This is a genomic window from Pseudomonas sp. A25(2017), from assembly GCF_002001065.1.
Taxonomy (GTDB): Bacteria; Pseudomonadota; Gammaproteobacteria; order Pseudomonadales; family Pseudomonadaceae; genus Aquipseudomonas; species Aquipseudomonas kilonensis.
Genome location: NZ_MUOA01000054.1, coordinates 75,398 through 91,410 on the forward strand (window position 1 = coordinate 75,398; position 16,013 = coordinate 91,410).

A 16,013-nucleotide genomic window follows, 5' to 3' on the forward strand; every position below is an offset into this window, starting at 1 on the left:
AACGCAGTTCCACAAAAACAACAGCGAGGTGAAAGCATGTCTGGTAATCGTGGTGTCGTGTATCTCGGCAACGGCAAGGTCGAAGTACAGAAAATCGACTATCCAAAAATGCAGGACCCGCGCGGCAGGAAGATTGAGCACGGTGTCATCCTGCGCGTGGTCTCCACCAACATCTGCGGCTCCGACCAGCACATGGTGCGCGGCCGTACCACCGCCCAGACCGGTCTGGTCCTGGGTCACGAAATCACCGGTGAAGTGATCGAAAAGGGCAGCGACGTCGAGAACCTGAAAATCGGTGATCTGGTGTCGGTGCCGTTCAACGTGGCTTGCGGGCGCTGCCGTTCCTGCAAAGAGCAACACACCGGTGTCTGCCTGACCGTCAACCCGGCCCGTGCCGGCGGTGCCTACGGTTACGTGGACATGGGCGACTGGACTGGCGGCCAGGCTGAATACGTACTGGTGCCGTACGCCGACTTCAACCTGCTGAAACTGCCGGACCGCGACAAGGCCATGGAGAAAATCCGCGACCTGACCTGCCTGTCCGACATCCTGCCCACCGGTTACCACGGCGCCGTGACGGCTGGTGTTGGCCCTGGCAGCACCGTCTACATCGCCGGTGCCGGCCCGGTTGGCCTGGCGGCCGCCGCTTCCGCCCGTCTGCTGGGCGCGGCCGTGGTGATCATTGGTGACGTCAACTCCATCCGCCTGGCCCACGCCAAGGCTCAAGGCTTCGAAATTGTCGACCTGTCCACCGACACCCCGCTGCACGAGCAAATCGCCGCACTGTTGGGCGAGCCAGAGGTAGATTGCGCCGTCGACTGCGTCGGCTTCGAAGCCCGCGGCCACGGCCATGACGGCGTCAAGCACGAAGCCCCGGCCACCGTGCTCAACTCATTGATGGGCGTGGTCCGCGTGGCCGGCAAAATCGGCATCCCCGGCCTCTACGTCACCGAAGACCCGGGCGCTGTCGATGCAGCGGCGAAAATGGGCAGCCTGAGCATCCGCTTCGGCCTGGGCTGGGCCAAATCCCACAGCTTCCACACCGGCCAGACGCCAGTGATGAAGTACAACCGCCAGTTGATGCAGGCGATCATGTGGGACCGTATCAACATTGCTGAAATCGTTGGCGTACAGGTGATCAGCCTGGATGACGCGCCGAAGGGGTATGGCGAGTTCGATGCGGGCGTGCCGAAGAAGTTTGTGATTGATCCGCATAAGTTGTTTAGTGCGGCGTAAGGGCGGTTCGGAAAACAAGAAGGGCGACTTGATGTCGCCCTTTTTTATGTGTATCGAATCGATTTGCCTCTTTCAATGATTTTTTGGGCAGCCAGATACCGGAGGCTTTGTCTTGGAAGCTCATAAATAGTGTCCATAGGGAGATCGCCTGACAGAACAGGTTCAACCCTTCCCGGTGCTGTTTTGACGAGCCGGGGTTTATAAACCTGACCTTGAGGTAAGTGGTAAATATTGTGGGGACGGACCTTCACTTGAGGAAATGACCATTCGGTATGAAGTCGTGCATTAGGTGGCGGTGCTGGTAAAGGTCCAATTCGTGGAGGTCTTTGTCCAGCTGCGGCACTGTTTGAGATGTCAGCGTAAATTGAATCCTGAGAATGAATTGAAGCGATAGTAGCGGTGGAGGACTGCGAGGAAATAGACCTTCGGAATGGATGAGATAGAGAACCGGTTTTTACAGCGTTCACCTTCAGCGCAGAGTTCAAGGAGCTTGCACTTGTAACTCCGCCAGCTGACGGCTTCATGACATTAAGTGACCTCAGGAAAGCCTTTATCCATTGCCAAGTGTGCCCCTTCGGATCACTTCGATTCACTGGATCCCCCTCACAATAGGCATAAGCATTCAACCCACCCTCCCCAAACGGACTCCAACTGTCCGGGCTGTTAAACCGCATCAACACCGGGTTGAACGCCCGATACCCATTGCCCAACAAATAATGCCCCGTCACCGGGTCCGGCCGTTCGCCGTTGAAGCCGAGGAGGCTGAGTAAACCGTTTTCCGCAGGGCGGTAGCCGTAGGGTGTGTAGGCGAGGGGATGAGGCTGTGTGGCATCGAGCGCGTGCAGCACCGAGCGTTGCTGATCGGTGGCGAGCAAGGTGGTTTCGACGCCGCCATCCTGGCGCTGTTGTTGCGCCAGGAGTCGGCCGTCCTGCTGGAAAATCGAGCGCTGTACCGAGCCCTGGATTTCGCTGGTCAGGCGCTCTTTCAGGTAGAAGCGCTGGGTGTGGGCCTGGGCCGAGGGTGTGCAGTCGGCTAGGCGATCCAGTGGGTCGTAGTGGTAGCGGCAGAGCAGCGTTTTGCGGTTTGCCGACATGAATTGACTCCTGCGTGAGCCGAGGGTTACTCCGGCGTCACTCTCGTGGCCTGCATGCCTTTGTCGCCCTTTTCGATTTCAAAAAAGACCGTTTGCTTCTGTTTCAATGTTTTATAACCCTCGCCGGCGATGGCCGAGTAATGAACGAACAATTCCTCGCCTCCTTTGCCGCAAGTGATGAAGCCATAGCCCTTTGCATCGTTAAACCACTTCACGGTTCCTTTGATTCGGTCGCTCATTTTTATTCTTCCTGCTTGCCCGAATGAAGCAAGGCACAGGGACTGTGGTTTGCCCAGAGCCTTGTTTGTCGTTGTCACGGCTGCAGGTTAGAACCCGAACGAACAGCTGCCTACTGTCAACGTTGACAGTAGGCAATACCGAGAGGAAATAACGGCTTGCGCGTTGATAGTCGGATGACTGGCGCCGCGGTCAGGCCATGGCGTGTGCCTGCAAGCGCCGGCCGATCACGTCCAGCACATCGCAGCCATCGCGCAACGGAATCGCCAGGAGCAGGGCGAAATCGTGGAGGACGACGGCGTCGGAACTGAGCTCTTCGCGAAAGGCGATGTTTTCCAACAGTTGGGTCACGGCGCGGATGCGGTAGGCGGCGGTTTCGTGGAGGACGTCGAGGGGGGCTTGGGTATCGATGAGCAGGGCGGCGGGGGAGCAGTCGACGCCGGTGAGGGGCATGTATCGGTTCATTGGGTGGAGCCTCATTTAGTTAAATTGGGACTTCTGACCGCAGTGTTCCGAGTCGCCAAACCCGAGTCGCCATGTGGACGACGGGACAAACTATAGGCATCGCGGATTGGCTTGGGCAAGGCTCGCTGTTGCGGGTGATTTCCCAAGTAGTTGTAAGATTTTTAGTCGACGGTGATCGAGCGCCGGTTGTGGCCAGAAATTGCACGCGTCGGGTTGTGGACACTGTGTAGGAGCTGCCGAGTGAAACGAGGCTGCGATCTTTCCCCAGACACTTGAGTCTCAAGCGAAAGATCAAAAGATCGCAGGCTTCGCCAAGCTCCTACAGGGTCCAAGTGCCCTCGCCACGGTTAGCGATGGGCCGTTGCAGTCTCGACCCGTTCGCAGAATTCAGGGTAGAACCCTTTGGCGCTAGGGCCTTGGCAATAGTCCTGCGCCTGGGCCAGGGCGTCGCTGCTGAATTTCAGGCTGCGGGGCATGCCGGCAAAGGTTTCGTAGCCGCCTTGTTGGGTCTTGATGGCGTCGAACCCTGGCATGTCATAGACCAGTTCCACATCATCATCGGCAAGGATCCGCGCCTTGACCGTCACTTGTGTGTACTGCTTGCCCCCTGGCGCGCCGTTGAGCGCTGCCAGGCCATGGCCGACAACGCGCAGCAGATGCGGGACCCAGGGCTCGCAGTCATCCGCGCAAGCACCTGGACGGTAAAGCACCGTCAGCGTTTGCTGGTCGCGGGTCACATCGGTAAGCGTCGGGTCGGAGCGCTTGATGCGGTGTTCGATGGTCAGCCAGGTCTTTTGTTCTTCGCTGGTGCCGTCGGCCAGTTCCGGATTCAGCGGGCCGCGCTGGCATTCGTTGACGCCCAGGACAATGAGCATGCCCGTCAGGATAACGGCGAGGGTCGCGCCGCCGATTTTTACGTTCATGGGCAAACTCTGCTGGAGGAAGCCGCACTGTACGGTAACGGTGCAGGCGATGGCAGGGCGCCTTGAAACGCTGTGCAGGAACAGTGACGCGGTTGCCATTCCCGATCAAAGAAACAGGTTGAAGTAGTCGCCGTCCATTAACCTGCACATTCTGGTGTTCGGGCTTTCGCAGCGATTGTTCACCCACCCTGAAAAGGCCGGTTCCAGGATCTGCTGATACTCCATATTCAGATTTATGTCCCCGTACCGGCACGTGATGGTCGCCCTTGTGGCTGCCTGTATTTCCTCGTCGGCTTCATGGATAACGTACTCGGCACCTTCGAACTGCAACGATGCCGGGTCGACCACGTCCACGAGGCTTTCGCTCTCCCATTCGTGGTCGTCCTGTATCTCGACGAAGAAAATATCCTCTACCGATTCAATGTTTCTATGGATGTCAGTGACGGCAGGGCAGGTTATTTCACCGGCATGGGCGTGGCCGACAATCAGTAAAAGTAACACCGTGCGTCCAGCCAGTATTTTTTTCATCTGCCAGGCTCCAAAAGTCTCCGTTCAACGATTCACGGCTTTGGTCGGGCGGGCTACTGTCAATGTAGGCAGTTATTTATGTCAATTTAGAACTGTATATGGATGTTTGGTAACTTTTAGATATATTAAAAAGCGCAGTTTTCGTTGAATCAGACACTTCTGACGGCCTTTGGAGAATTTTCTGTAATGGCTATCGGCCATTTATGTAATACGTTTAGGAACAATCTGCGTCCGCGCCAGTCCAACGCTCGCTTTACGCCGCTCTTCATGAGCGGCTTTTTCATGGTCTAGAGGATGTCCCGGATGAAGGTTTCACGTGGTTTTGCTCTGTCTTGCCTGTTGACGCTGGCTGCCAGCCCAGCCTTCGCGCAGTTCAGCCTCAGTGATGCAGCCAATGTGGTGTCGGCGATGCAGGGCAACCAAGGCGAGCAGGGCGAGGGCGCCGTGGCCGCCGCGCCGAAAGCCGCCGGCCTGCTCAACACCTTGGGATCGGAACTCAAGATCACGCCGGAACAGGCCATCGGTGGTGCCGGTGCGATGCTGGGGCTGGCGAAGAACCGACTCAGTGAGCCGCAGTTTTCCGAGTTGAGCAAAAGTGTCCCGGGCCTGGATCAGATCGCTGGGAACAGTGCCATCGGCGGGCTCAATGGCCTGGGCGGTTTGCTCGGGGGCGGGTCGGACAAGAATGCACTGCTCGACGGCTTGCTGGGCAACGTCAAGGACACCGGCGACCTGAACAACGCCTTCAGTGCGCTGGGCATGGACAGTGGCATGATCGGCCAGTTTGCCCCGATCATCTTGCAGTACCTCGGTCAACAGGGCGTGGCGGGTTCGTTGCTGCAGAATCTGGGGGGGATTTGGGGGAGTAGTGCGGGTGTTTGATGAGGGTGTGGCGACATCGAAAATCCGCCACGCAACCATCAGAACCTCAAGCTGAAGTAGTCGGTGTTCACTCGTCTGCAGGTGTTGGTGTCCCGGCTGGCGCAATGGTCGGCGGCCGAGGGTAAAGACATCGGCTGATAATCCAGCGTGAGATTGTTCTCGCCGTAATTGCAGGTGATGCTCACCCTCCTCGTTACCTGCTCATCTTCGTCGGGTTCATGGATCGCGAACTCGGCGTCGTTGAAGGGCAGCACCGCCGGGTTGAGCTCCTGCACGGGGCTCTGGCTTTGCCATTCGGGGTCATCCTGCATTTCTACCGTTTCAGTGTGGTCATGGAGTTGTGTCACGGCTGGACAAGTGACTTCTCCAGCGTGGACATGGCCGATCATCAGCAGAATTATTCCGCCGCCGCCCGTCATGAAGTTTCGCATGGGTGTGCTTCCGTATGATGTCCCGGCGACATGGTTACGGCTGGGGCTGGTGAGGGGTACTGTCAGGGTTGACAGTTTTTTATGCTTATTTGGAATTATTGCTAAGGTTTTTATTCTTTATGATTATTGTTGCTAGTTATTTTTTGGTTGTGCGTTATAAACTTTCACGGCGGATGTTGCGTATGTCTAAAGGTAATGGGCCTAATTTGCCTAATTTATCGCCTAGGCTGAAGGAATGACGACGCACTATTGTATTCCCCAGCCCATGACCCGGCCTCCTCTCGAATTGTACCCATCTGCCAGTTATGAAGTCGGGAGTCATATATGAATAGCCAACTGATGAATGCTTAGGAAAAAGCTGTTGGGCCTTGTTAAGGGTCATTAACTTGCTAGCTTCGGAGCTGCTGATTCCAGATTGTCGACCTAGACCGACCGCTATTAGTTTGTCTAGCTGGGTCTTTGGAGGGCCGTCGGGAAAATGAGAGATTTGTTCGTTTAAGTAAGAGTTAAAGTTGTGGCCTGAGGCTTGGTCGGCCATGTGTTTTGTTTGTTTGGATGCGAGTCTTAAGTTGTTCATGTCCGTGCTTGATAGATGCTTTGATATTTCCTGAAAGGTGTCGAAATTCAAATCAGTGAGCTGCGTTTTGCTCGCTGGAGAAGTTTGCCAGAATCCTTTGAAGAATTGAGTGAATTTCGTGAGTATATGCCCAGTTGGATCTGTTCGGTTTATTGGGTCAGCTCCACAATACATATAGTAGTTTATTCCTCCCTCCCCAAACGGACTCAAACTATCCGGACTATTAAACCGCATCAACACCGGATTAAATGCCCGATACCCATTCCCCAACAAATAATGCCCCGTCACCGGATCCGGCCGTTCGCCGTTAAACCCGAGCAAACTGAGCAGACCGTTCGCTACCGGGCGATGGCCGTAAGGGCTATAGGCAAGGGGATGAAGCCGGTTCGCATCGAGCACATTCAACACCGACCGCTGCTGATCGGTCGCCAGCAGGGCGGTATCAACCTTCGTATCCTCGCGCCGACGTTGCGCCAACAACTGGTCTTCATGCTGAAATACGCTGCGCTGCACCGCGCCCTGTATCTCTGTCGCCAATCGGCTTTTGCAATAAAACCGCTGAATTCCAGCCTCAGCAGAAGGCGCACAATCGACCAGCCGATCCAGCGGGTCGTAGCGGTAGCGGCACAATACGGTCTCACGAGGGGCAGCAGGCATGCTCCGAACTCCGTGCAAGGTCCAAACATCCGGACCTCCAGCATCGGAGCTTTTTCAGCCGCTGCCTACTATCAGAACTGTTAGGTTCCACTCCTTTCGTTGCGCAATTCGGCGATGCGTCGGTCCTTTTCAGTCCAGAGCCGATTAACCCAATCCTGCACTTGCTGGCGAAACACCGGGTCGTTTTCGTAGTCGCCCTGCCACAGCGTCGGGTCCAGTTCGCGGGTCTGGATGTCGATGATGACCCTGGGCACCGCGCCGCTGATCAAGTCCCAGAACCCGGGGATGCGTTGCTGCGGATAGACCACTGTCACGTCCAGCACCGCGTCCAGCTGTTCGCCCATGGCCGCCAGCACGAACGCCACGCCACCGGCCTTGGGCTTGAGCAGGTGGGTGAAGGGGGATTGCTGTTGTTGGCTTTTGGCGGCGGTGAAGCGGGTGCCTTCGAGGTAGTTGACCACCGTGACCGGTTGGCGCTTGAACAGCTCGCAGGCGGCCTTGGTGATTTCCAGGTCCTTGCCGGCCAGTTCCGGGTTTTTCGCCAGGAACGCCTTGGTGTAGCGCTTCATGAACGGGTAGTCCAGCGCCCACCAGGCCAACCCCAGGAACGGCACCCAGATCAGCTCTTTCTTGAGGAAGAACTTGAAAAACGGCGTGCGCCGGTTGAGGGTCTGGACGAGGGCGGGGATGTCCACCCAGGATTGGTGATTGCTGATCACCAGGTAAGACGTATCGCCGCGCAGGTTCGCGCCGCCGCGGATGTCCCAGTGGGTGGGGATGCACAGGGCGAAGATCAGCTTGTCGATTTCGGCCCAGGTCTCGGCGATCCACATCACCGCCCACGAGGCATAGTCGCGAAAGCGCCCGGGCAGGATCAGTTTGAGCACGGCGAACACCAGAAGCGGCCCGAACAGCACCAGGGTGTTGAGCAATAACAGCAGCGTGACGAAACAGCCGGTGAGCAGGCGGCGCATAGATGACTCTTGCAAACAGGTGGGCGGGCCATGATAAGCAGGCTTCGGGCGGCAGGCCAAATCGGTGTGGACGAAAGTTTCACTTGGGCTTGGCTAAACTGGATGGGCTTTTGTGGCGAGGGGATTTATCCCCGCTGGGGTGCGAAGCGCCCCTGAAACCTGATATCTCGGTGCGCCAGACTGATTGAGCTGACTGTTTTGGGGTTGCTTCGCACCCCAGCGGGGATAAATCCCCTCGCCACAGAGGTAGCGCTTGGCTGGAGTTTCTCTTAGCCATTGCTATCGAAGTCAACCGAACGAATTCATCAGCAACGGTCTAAAACCCCACTCCCACAATGGAAGCCCTAACTACATGAAATCAGTTCTAGCCCTGCTTTCCCTGGTGGCCCTTCCAGTGCTGGCCGCCGAGCCGACCCTGTACGGGCGCTATGAATACATCGCGCTGCCGGAAATCGGCGGTGAAGTGCTCAAGGCCAAGATGGACACCGGCGCCCTGACCGCCTCGTTGTCGGCCAAGGACATCGAGACCTTCACCCGCGACGGCGATGACTGGGTGCGGTTCCGCCTGGCGACCAAGGGCGCGAGCAACAAGGTCTACGAACACAAGATCGCCCGCATCAGCAAGATCAAGACCCGTTCCGAAGAGGATGAGGACGACGACGAAAAGATCGCCCCCACCAAGCGCCCGGTGGTCGATCTGGAGTTGTGCCTGGGTAATGTCAAGCGCACGGTCGAGGTCAACCTGACCGACCGCAGCAGTTTCAATTATCCGCTGTTGATCGGGGCCAAGGCGCTGCGTGAGTTTGGCGCGGCGGTGAACCCGGCGCGGCGGTTTACGGCAGATAAGCCGGACTGCTGATGGGGTAGTCAGAATGCGAGCGAGGCCCTGAGAAATGATAGATATTTCGGGGCTTGGGCGACCTGATGTTGATGTTTTAGTGCGAGGGACGTTATTGGCGGATTTCCTTGAGTAAATCAATGCCGGTAAAGTTTTTTATATATTCGGCACGCTTGATATTGGCTCGATAAACGTAATCGTAGTGTGTTTTTTTGATCGGCGTACTTGGGTTTTTGAGGTTAAATTTTTTGATCTTGTGACTACTGTTTGCATTTTTAAAGTGGGCTATGGTTGCGTCAAAATGGGACGTGTCGAGTAGTGTGCTTCCGTTGATCTGGATTTCATGTTTAACGCTTGGGTCCGGATATGTTTCAAAGCCATAGCCTTGTTTTGCGAGTTCGTATGCCTTTGAGCTTTGCTCTAGATCGGTTATGTTGTTGTTTATGGTGTAGCTGTTTTGATTTTTTAATAGTTTTTCGTTGGCGGTTATGGTGTTTTTTCTATTTTTTAATGAAGTAAGATATTCTCTTTGCCTGGCCCGATGTGTCATAAGCCTGCTATGATTTTTAGCTGATCTTGATATCGCCCCTGGAGGTGCAATCAAACTCTTAAGGAAATCATCGATCTGAGGTGTGATGAGTGACATGTTTATTGGGAGATTTATATGTCCTGTAGGGTCCGTCCAATTAATCGGATCTCCTACGCTATACCCGTAAGCATTCAACCCACCCTCCCCAAACGGACTCAAACTGTCCGGACTATTAAACCGCATCAACACCGGATTGAATGCCCGATACCCATTCCCCAACAAATAATGCCCCGTCACCGGATCCGGTCGTTCGCCGTTAAACCCAAGCAAACTGAGCAGCCCGCTTTCCGCCGGACGATGTCCGTAAGGGCTATAGGCAAGTGGATGAACCCGGTTCGCATCAAGCACATTCAACACCGACCGCTGCTGATCAGTCGCCAGCAGGGCGGTCTTCACCTTCGCATCCTCGCGCCGACGTTGCGCCAGCAACTGATCGTCGTGCTGAAACACGCTACGCTGCACCGCCCCCTGTATCTCCGTCGCCAATCGGCTCTTGCAATAAAAGCGCTGAATACCCGCCTCAGCGGAAGGTGCGCAGTCGACCAGGCGATCCAGCGGGTCGTAGCGGTAGCGGCACAATACGGTTTCGCGAGGGGAGGCCGGCATCGACTGAGCTCCATCTGAAGTCCAAAAAAAACCGGTCTTCAGCATCAGCCGTTTTCCAGCGCTTGCCAACTATCAGAACTGTTAGTCGTGACCGCCAACCACCGACCAACTCGACTGCCGATTGACGTACCCCAAACCTTGCGGCACCGTTCCGGCAACTTTACTGCCGGGCCCGCAAGCCATGCCTCATATCCTGATTGTCGAAGACGAAGCCGCCATCGCCGATACACTGGTGTTTGCCCTGCAAGGGGAGGGGTTTGACACCACCTGGTTGAGCCTTGGCGCAGCCGCCCTCGAACACCAGAAAAACACCCCGGCGGACCTGATCATTCTCGATGTGGGCCTGCCGGATATCAGTGGATTCGAGACTTGTAAAAAAATCAGACGTTTCAGCGACGTTCCGGTCATCTTTCTTACAGCTCGGGATGGCGAGATCGACCGGATCGTGGGCCTGGAAATCGGTGCCGACGATTACGTGGTCAAACCCTTCAGCCCCCGCGAGGTGGCGGCCAGGGTCCGGGCGATTCTCAAACGCGTGGCGCCGCGTCCGGCGGCGGAGGTGGGCACGGCGTTGTTTCAGGTCGATGCCGACCGTGTGCAGATCAACTATCGCGGCACACCGCTTAACCTCACCCGTCACGAGTTCCGCCTGCTCAATTGTCTGCTGGAGCAACCTGAGCGGGTCTTCAGCCGTGAGCAACTGCTCGATGCCCTGGGCGTGGCCAGCGATGCCGGCTACGAGCGCAGCATCGACAGCCACATCAAGAGCGTGCGCGCCAAGCTGCGCCTGGTCCGGGCCGAGGCCGAGCCGATCCAGACGCATCGGGGCCTGGGCTACAGCTACAGCCCGGGGCACAGCTGATGTCGCTGGGGATCCGGATTTTCCTGGTGTATGTGCTGTTTATCGCCTTGACCGGTTACTTCGTGCTCAACACGGTCATGGAGGAAATCCGCCCCGGCGTGCGCCAGTCCACCGAAGAAACCCTGGTGGACACGGCCAACCTGATGGCCGAGATCCTGCGGGACGATTTCAAGGCCGGCACCCTCAACCAGAATCGCTGGCCGCAGTTGCTCAAGGCCTACGGCGAGCGCCAGCCGGCGGCGACGATCTGGGGCTTGCCGAAAAACCAGGTCAGCCATCGCATCTATGTCACCGATGCCAACGGCATCGTGGTGCTCGACTCCAGTGGCGTGGCGGTGGGCCAGGATTATTCGCGCTGGAACGACGTTTACCTGACCCTGCGCGGCCACTACGGCGCCCGCTCGACCCGCAGCGTTGCCGATGATCCGACGTCTTCGGTGATGCACGTCGGCGCGCCGATCCGCGACAACGGCCGCATCATTGGGGTCGTCACCGTCGCCAAACCCAACAGTTCCTTGCAGCCTTATGTCGATCGCACCGAGCGGCGCCTGTTGATCTATGGCGCCGGGTTGGTGGCCCTGGGCTTGTTGCTGGGCGGCTTGTTGTCCTGGTGGCTCAGCGCGGCATTGCGGCGTTTGACGAGCTATGCCCAGGCGGTCAGCCAGGGGCGTCGGGTGGAAGTGCCGCATTATCGTGGGGGCGAGTTCGAGCAACTGGCGGGCGCTGTGGAGCACATGCGCACGCAACTGGAAGGCAAGGCTTACGTCGAGCGTTATGTGCATACGCTGACCCACGAGCTCAAGAGCCCGCTGGCGGCGATTCGCGGGGCCGCCGAGCTGCTGCAAAGCGACATGCCCGCCGCCCAGCACCAACGCTTCGTCAATAACATCGACAACGAAAGTGTGCGCATGCAGCAGTTGATCGAACGGTTGCTCAACCTGGCCCAGATCGAGCAGCGCCAGGGGTTGGAAGAAGAAGTCGCGGTGCCGCTGGCAGCGTTGATGGACGAGCTGCTGGAAGCGCGTGGCGGCTGGATTGAAAGTCGCCAGTTGACGGTTGAACAGCATATCGCTGCCGACCTGACGCTGACCGGTGAGCCGTTCCTGTTGCGCCAGGCCTTGGGCAATCTGCTGGAAAACGCCCTGGACTTCACCCCCGTCAACGGTCGGCTACGTATCAGCGCCGAGCGCAACGGGAACCGCGTCGAGATCCGTTTGTTCAATCAGGCCGCGCCGATTCCCGACTACGCGCTGCCACGCCTGAGCGAGCGCTTCTACTCCCTGCCGCGCCCGGACAGCGGCCGCAAGAGCACTGGCCTGGGGCTCAACTTCGTGGAGGAGGTGGTGCAGTTGCATGGGGGGCAATTCAGTATTGGCAATATCGTGGGTGGGGTTGAGGTGGTGCTGAGGTTGCCTTGAGGGAACTTGGTTAATCTTATTATTGATTAATTTACATAACCATTTTTTAGGTTTAATTTCCCCTCAGCACCGGCGAACAATTTTGTAGACCTGTCAGCAAGCCATGCCTTACGGCGAGATGACTTTCGGTCGGCTGGTCCTATTCGTGGATACACAACCGGGAGCATGAGCATGGTGAGCCTCTGGCAAAAACTGCAGGCCAAGTTGTTGCGCGCCTTCGCCAAGAGAATGAAGGCGAAGTTTACCTACGACGCTGCGTTGTTTCCGTTGCGCGCCGTTGTCGAGCAAACCATTCCGACGCCTTGGGGGCCTGCGCGGGCGCTGTTTTACTGGCCCCATTCGCAGTCCTCGGCAAATCTGCCGGTGTACCTGAATTTCCATGGCGGTGGCTTTGTCGCGGGGACGCCCGAACACGACGACAGCTATTGCCGTCGACTGGCCCATAACCTGAACTGCCTGGTGGTCAATCTGGACTATGTGCTGGCGCCGGAGCACGCCTTCCCCGCAGGCCCGCGGCAGTGCTTCGCGGTGCTCGAATGGCTGGCCAGCGAAGCCGAAACGCTGGGCATCGATCCTCAGCGTTTCGCCGTCGGCGGCCATAGCGCCGGCGGCAATCTGGCCGCCGCCGTGGCGGGCCTGGCGCGAGGGCATCAGGCGTTGAAGGTGGTGCATCAGTTGATCGACTATGCGGCGCTGGATCTGCACCAGGACCCAGCCTTGAAGACGTCCACCAGTGCCCGGCCACTGCTCAATGCCGGCCTGATGCGCTTCTTCAATAGCTGCTACCTGAGCGATCCGGCACAGGCGCTCGATCCGTTGGCCTCACCCCTGTTGGCGCCGGTCGAGGCGCTGGCGGGGATGCCGGCTGCCACGGTGATCACGGCGCAATACGATATCTTGCGTGCCGAAGGCGAGGCCTACGCCGAGAAGTTACGCCAGGCCGGCGTGCCGGTGCGCCAGCGAATGTTTGAAGGCTGCGACCATATGTTCACCCACCTGGGACCGGACGAGTCGGCCGAGGAGGCCTGGCAGCTGATGGAGGACTCCCTGCGCGAAGCTTTCCAGGCCGTGGACGTGGCGGATGCCGGCGTTCGTGCTCGACACGACGATGGCAGTCTCCACACAATCTCCACAATCGCTCCATAAGCCCAACACACAGCCACCCCAGACTCTCCCTCATTCGAACAGGGAGAGCCCCACATGAACCGCAGCCTCGCCATAAAACTGGGCATGATCGCCCTCTTGATTCTCTTGTTGATGATCCCGTTGTTGATGATCAACGGGCTCATTGATGAGCGCCAGGAACTGCGTGACGGTGTGCTGCAGGACATCGCCCGCAGCTCCAGCTACAACCAGCAACTGATCGGGCCGATGATCGTGGTGCCGTTTCGCAAGAGCGTGAAGGTCTGGAATACCAACGAGAAGACCGGCGTGCGTTTCCTGGAAACCGTCGAGCGAGCGGGCGAGTTGTATTTTTTACCGGAGCAGTTTGAACTCGACGGCCAGATCCGCACCGAAACCCGTGCCCGGGGCATCTACGAAGCGCGCTTGTTCCATGCCGATAACCGGATCGATGGCCGTTTCAAGGTGCCTGAGCGCTACGGTGTAGCCGCCAAGGATTTTGCCGATTACCGCTTCGATGAGCCGTACCTGAGCGTCGGCATCAGCGACATTCGCGGCATCGAGAATGCGCTGACCCTGACGCTCAACCAACAGACCGTCGACTTCCTGCCTGGCTCGCGGCTCGGTTGGCTGGGGCAGGGTGTGCATGTGCCGCTGCCGATGATCACCGCCCAGGGCGGCCCTGAGTTGACCTTCGGTTTCGACCTGCGCCTGCAAGGCACTGGCGAGTTCCAGATTCTGCCAGTGGGCAAATCCACCAAGGTGCACCTGTCGGCTGACTGGCCGCATCCGAGCTTTATCGGCAACTACCTGCCGACCAATCGTGAAATCAATGAGCAGGGTTTCAGTGCCGACTGGCAGACGTCGTTTTTCTCCACCAACCTCCTGGAAACACTGCAAGCCTGCGAACCGAGCGATAGCTGTGAAGCGTTCCGCAGCCGGGCCTTCGGGGTGAGCTTCATCGACCCGGTGGACCAGTACCTCAAGAGCGACCGGGCGATCAAATATGCGCTGCTGTTTGTCGCCCTGACCTTCGCCGGTTTCTTCCTCTTCGAGGTACTCAAGAGCCTGGCGGTGCACCCGGTCCAGTACGCCTTGGTGGGCGTGGCGCTGGCGTTCTTTTACCTGCTGCTGTTGTCGCTGTCGGAGCACATCGGCTTCACCCTGGCGTACTTGGTGTCGGCCAGCGCCTGTGTATTGCTGATCGGGTTCTATGTCTGCCATGTGTTGCGCAGCGTGAGCCACGGCCTGGGATTCTCGGTGGGGCTGGCGGGCTTGTACGGTTTGCTCTACGGCCTGTTGAGCGCCGAGGACTACGCGCTGTTGATGGGCTCGCTGTTGCTGTTCGGCCTGCTGGGCGTGTTCATGGTGCTGACCCGCAAGCTGGACTGGTACGGGGTCGGGTCGAAGCCGGCGGCGGCGATGAGCTTTGATCTGGGAGAGGTGAAATGAGCCGGTCGCTGGGGTTGCGTGAGGACCAGCGGGTGCGGGAGGTGTTGGTGATGCAGATTGCTGGGTTGTTTCCGCTGGATCCGGTGCACTGCCATCGCGGGCAAGCCTTGCTCCCACAGGTTGAGCGGGTCTATGTGGGGGCTAACCTGCTCCCACAGGTTGAGCGGGTCTATGTGGGGGCTAACCTGCTCCCACAGGTTGAGCGGGTCTATGTGGGGGCTAACCTGCTCCCAAGATTGAGCAGGTCTATGTGGGGGCTAACCTGCTCCCACAGGTTGAGCGGGTCTATGTGGGGGCTAACCTGCTCCCAAGGTTGAGCGGGTCTATGTGGGGGCTAACCTGCTCCCACAGGTTGAGCGGGTCTATGTGGGGGCTAACCTGCTCCCAAGGTTGAGCGGGGTCTATGTGGGAGCAAGGCTTGCCCGCGATAAGGCCGGCACGGCTAACGCAAAGCTAAACCCTGGGCACCGTCTCGACCATCGAAGGCCGCAGACTGACCTCGGCAAACCACGCCGCCAGTTGCGGATTGGCCTTGCGCCATTCCAGGTCGGGATGGCGCAGGTCGAGGTAGCCCAAGGCGCAGGCCACGCTGATGGAGGCCACGTCGAAGTGGCAGGCCAGCTCGGCAATCGCTTCGGCTTCGAGCATGCCCAGGGCCCGGCGAATTTTGTCCCGCTGCGCATCGAGCCATTCGTCCCAGTGCTTTTCCACAGGGCGCAGCGCGGTTTCGTAGCGGATCATCACGGCCGCATCCATGATCCCATCGGCCAGGGAGGCCAGGGTCAGGCGCCGCCAGCGGGCCGCGCCGTCCCGGGGGATCAGCGGGTTGCCGACGTGCTGGTGATCGAGGTAGTCGAGGATGACGCGGCTGTCGTGGATCACCGTCCCGTTGGCCAGGCGCAGGGCCGGGATCTTGCTCAACGGGTTGTCATCGATCAGCGCCCGGTCCGGCTTGACCGGCGAGAGCTGGCTGAGCTGCAACGCCACGCGGTCCTGCTGGCCGGTTTCGTGCAGCAGCACCAGGACCTTGCGAACGAAGGGCGAAGCGGGGTTGTGGAACAGCGTCATGCTGGGAGTGGACATGCAGGCATCCTCGGTAAACGGCTAGCGCCTAGCCTAGAC

General features: G+C 58.3%; 17 protein-coding genes. 7 read left to right on the forward strand and 10 right to left on the reverse strand.

All coding sequences use genetic code 11. The features are described from left to right. The first annotated feature begins 36 nt into the window (after positions 1-36). Positions 37-1,236 carry a formaldehyde dehydrogenase, glutathione-independent gene (gene fdhA, locus B0E42_RS10980; protein WP_003177608.1) on the forward strand — a complete coding sequence of 400 codons (1,200 nt, stop codon included), beginning with the start codon at positions 37-39 and terminating at the stop codon, positions 1,234-1,236. Between the two features lie 44 nt (positions 1,237-1,280). On the opposite strand, the gene B0E42_RS31455 is transcribed toward fdhA, so the two are convergent. The 5 genes from B0E42_RS31455 to B0E42_RS11005 form a co-directional block, all read right to left on the reverse strand. Then, the gene (locus B0E42_RS31455; RefSeq protein ID WP_256578285.1) at positions 1,281-2,330 is read right to left on the reverse strand and encodes an RHS repeat-associated core domain-containing protein; all 1,050 of its coding nucleotides are present in this window, start codon (positions 2,328-2,330) and stop codon (positions 1,281-1,283) included. 26 nt (positions 2,331-2,356) lie between these two features. Continuing rightward, a complete protein-coding gene (locus B0E42_RS10990; RefSeq protein WP_053182603.1) occupies positions 2,357-2,569 on the reverse strand; it encodes a cold-shock protein in 213 nt (70 codons plus the stop codon). Between the two features lie 190 nt (positions 2,570-2,759). Beyond that, positions 2,760-3,032 (reverse strand): hypothetical protein, encoded by a 273-nt coding sequence (locus B0E42_RS10995; protein ID WP_053182600.1) that lies wholly within the window; start codon positions 3,030-3,032, stop codon positions 2,760-2,762. A gap of 347 nt (positions 3,033-3,379) precedes the next feature. After that, positions 3,380-3,955, reverse strand: coding sequence for a hypothetical protein (locus B0E42_RS11000; protein WP_018603558.1), 576 nt, complete (start codon positions 3,953-3,955; stop codon positions 3,380-3,382). A gap of 105 nt (positions 3,956-4,060) precedes the next feature. Next, on the reverse strand, positions 4,061-4,483 hold the full coding sequence (locus tag B0E42_RS11005; protein WP_053182594.1) for a DUF3757 domain-containing protein: 423 nt from the start codon (positions 4,481-4,483) through the stop codon (positions 4,061-4,063). 303 nt (positions 4,484-4,786) lie between these two features. Here B0E42_RS11005 and B0E42_RS11010 point away from each other — a divergent pair, with 303 nt between their 5' ends. Continuing rightward, positions 4,787-5,365: a DUF2780 domain-containing protein gene (locus B0E42_RS11010; protein ID WP_053182592.1), complete on the forward strand. Its 579-nt coding sequence runs from the start codon at positions 4,787-4,789 to the stop codon at positions 5,363-5,365. 38 nt (positions 5,366-5,403) lie between these two features. On the opposite strand, the gene B0E42_RS11015 is transcribed toward B0E42_RS11010, so the two are convergent. The 3 genes from B0E42_RS11015 to B0E42_RS11025 all read right to left on the reverse strand — a co-directional run bounded on the left by B0E42_RS11015 (position 5,404) and on the right by B0E42_RS11025 (position 8,004). Then, entirely contained in the window at positions 5,404-5,796 is a 393-nt protein-coding gene (locus tag B0E42_RS11015) for a DUF3757 domain-containing protein (RefSeq protein ID WP_172681185.1), read from the reverse strand. A 154-nt stretch (positions 5,797-5,950) separates the two neighbouring features. Beyond that, complete coding sequence (locus tag B0E42_RS31460) at positions 5,951-7,030, reverse strand: RHS repeat-associated core domain-containing protein (protein WP_253278569.1); 1,080 nt, start codon at positions 7,028-7,030, stop codon at positions 5,951-5,953. An 80-nt stretch (positions 7,031-7,110) separates the two neighbouring features. After that, positions 7,111-8,004, reverse strand: coding sequence for an acyltransferase (locus B0E42_RS11025; RefSeq protein WP_077506377.1), 894 nt, complete (start codon positions 8,002-8,004; stop codon positions 7,111-7,113). Between the two features lie 352 nt (positions 8,005-8,356). Between B0E42_RS11025 and B0E42_RS11030 the strand changes: the two genes are divergently transcribed. Then, a complete protein-coding gene (locus tag B0E42_RS11030) occupies positions 8,357-8,863 on the forward strand; it encodes an ATP-dependent zinc protease (RefSeq protein WP_053189979.1) in 507 nt (168 codons plus the stop codon). Positions 8,864-8,954: 91 nt separating this feature from the next. On the opposite strand, the gene B0E42_RS31465 is transcribed toward B0E42_RS11030, so the two are convergent. Continuing rightward, positions 8,955-10,037 (reverse strand): RHS repeat-associated core domain-containing protein, encoded by a 1,083-nt coding sequence (locus tag B0E42_RS31465; protein ID WP_256578286.1) that lies wholly within the window; start codon positions 10,035-10,037, stop codon positions 8,955-8,957. A gap of 181 nt (positions 10,038-10,218) precedes the next feature. On the opposite strand from B0E42_RS31465, the gene creB reads away from it, so the two are divergent. The 4 genes from creB (at position 10,219) to creD (ending at position 14,891) form a co-directional block, all read left to right on the forward strand. After that, positions 10,219-10,899 (forward strand): two-component system response regulator CreB, encoded by a 681-nt coding sequence (creB, locus tag B0E42_RS11040; RefSeq protein ID WP_018603542.1) that lies wholly within the window; start codon positions 10,219-10,221, stop codon positions 10,897-10,899. Beyond that, positions 10,899-12,317, forward strand: a complete 1,419-nt coding sequence (gene creC, locus B0E42_RS11045) for a two-component system sensor histidine kinase CreC (protein WP_018603539.1) — start codon at positions 10,899-10,901, stop codon at positions 12,315-12,317. Before creB ends, creC begins: the two co-directional genes overlap by 1 nt. 171 nt (positions 12,318-12,488) lie before the next feature. Beyond that, positions 12,489-13,463: an alpha/beta hydrolase gene (locus B0E42_RS11050; RefSeq protein ID WP_172681184.1), complete on the forward strand. Its 975-nt coding sequence runs from the start codon at positions 12,489-12,491 to the stop codon at positions 13,461-13,463. Between the two features lie 54 nt (positions 13,464-13,517). After that, positions 13,518-14,891 carry a cell envelope integrity protein CreD gene (creD, locus tag B0E42_RS11055; protein ID WP_018603535.1) on the forward strand — a complete coding sequence of 458 codons (1,374 nt, stop codon included), beginning with the start codon at positions 13,518-13,520 and terminating at the stop codon, positions 14,889-14,891. Positions 14,892-15,344: 453 nt separating this feature from the next. Here the strand turns inward: creD and B0E42_RS11065 are convergent, their stop codons facing one another. Continuing rightward, positions 15,345-15,974, reverse strand: coding sequence for a glutathione S-transferase (locus tag B0E42_RS11065; RefSeq protein WP_053182580.1), 630 nt, complete (start codon positions 15,972-15,974; stop codon positions 15,345-15,347). Positions 15,975-16,013 lie beyond the last annotated feature (39 nt).

Coding starts and splice junctions, on each gene's coding strand:
- B0E42_RS10995 (WP_053182600.1), bottom strand. CDS start 3,032: ATGAACCGATACATGCCCCTCACCGGCGTCGACTGCTCCCCCGCCGCC.
- fdhA (WP_003177608.1), top strand. CDS start 37: ATGTCTGGTAATCGTGGTGTCGTGTATCTCGGCAACGGCAAGGTCGAA.
- B0E42_RS11005 (WP_053182594.1), bottom strand. CDS start 4,483: ATGAAAAAAATACTGGCTGGACGCACGGTGTTACTTTTACTGATTGTC.
- B0E42_RS11000 (WP_018603558.1), bottom strand. CDS start 3,955: ATGAACGTAAAAATCGGCGGCGCGACCCTCGCCGTTATCCTGACGGGC.
- B0E42_RS31460 (WP_253278569.1), bottom strand. CDS start 7,030: ATGCCTGCTGCCCCTCGTGAGACCGTATTGTGCCGCTACCGCTACGAC.
- B0E42_RS31465 (WP_256578286.1), bottom strand. CDS start 10,037: ATGCCGGCCTCCCCTCGCGAAACCGTATTGTGCCGCTACCGCTACGAC.
- B0E42_RS11015 (WP_172681185.1), bottom strand. CDS start 5,796: ATGCGAAACTTCATGACGGGCGGCGGCGGAATAATTCTGCTGATGATC.
- B0E42_RS11065 (WP_053182580.1), bottom strand. CDS start 15,974: ATGTCCACTCCCAGCATGACGCTGTTCCACAACCCCGCTTCGCCCTTC.
- B0E42_RS11050 (WP_172681184.1), top strand. CDS start 12,489: ATGGTGAGCCTCTGGCAAAAACTGCAGGCCAAGTTGTTGCGCGCCTTC.
- B0E42_RS11030 (WP_053189979.1), top strand. CDS start 8,357: ATGAAATCAGTTCTAGCCCTGCTTTCCCTGGTGGCCCTTCCAGTGCTG.
- B0E42_RS31455 (WP_256578285.1), bottom strand. CDS start 2,330: ATGTCGGCAAACCGCAAAACGCTGCTCTGCCGCTACCACTACGACCCA.
- B0E42_RS10990 (WP_053182603.1), bottom strand. CDS start 2,569: ATGAGCGACCGAATCAAAGGAACCGTGAAGTGGTTTAACGATGCAAAG.
- creC (WP_018603539.1), top strand. CDS start 10,899: ATGTCGCTGGGGATCCGGATTTTCCTGGTGTATGTGCTGTTTATCGCC.
- creD (WP_018603535.1), top strand. CDS start 13,518: ATGAACCGCAGCCTCGCCATAAAACTGGGCATGATCGCCCTCTTGATT.
- B0E42_RS11010 (WP_053182592.1), top strand. CDS start 4,787: ATGAAGGTTTCACGTGGTTTTGCTCTGTCTTGCCTGTTGACGCTGGCT.
- creB (WP_018603542.1), top strand. CDS start 10,219: ATGCCTCATATCCTGATTGTCGAAGACGAAGCCGCCATCGCCGATACA.
- B0E42_RS11025 (WP_077506377.1), bottom strand. CDS start 8,004: ATGCGCCGCCTGCTCACCGGCTGTTTCGTCACGCTGCTGTTATTGCTC.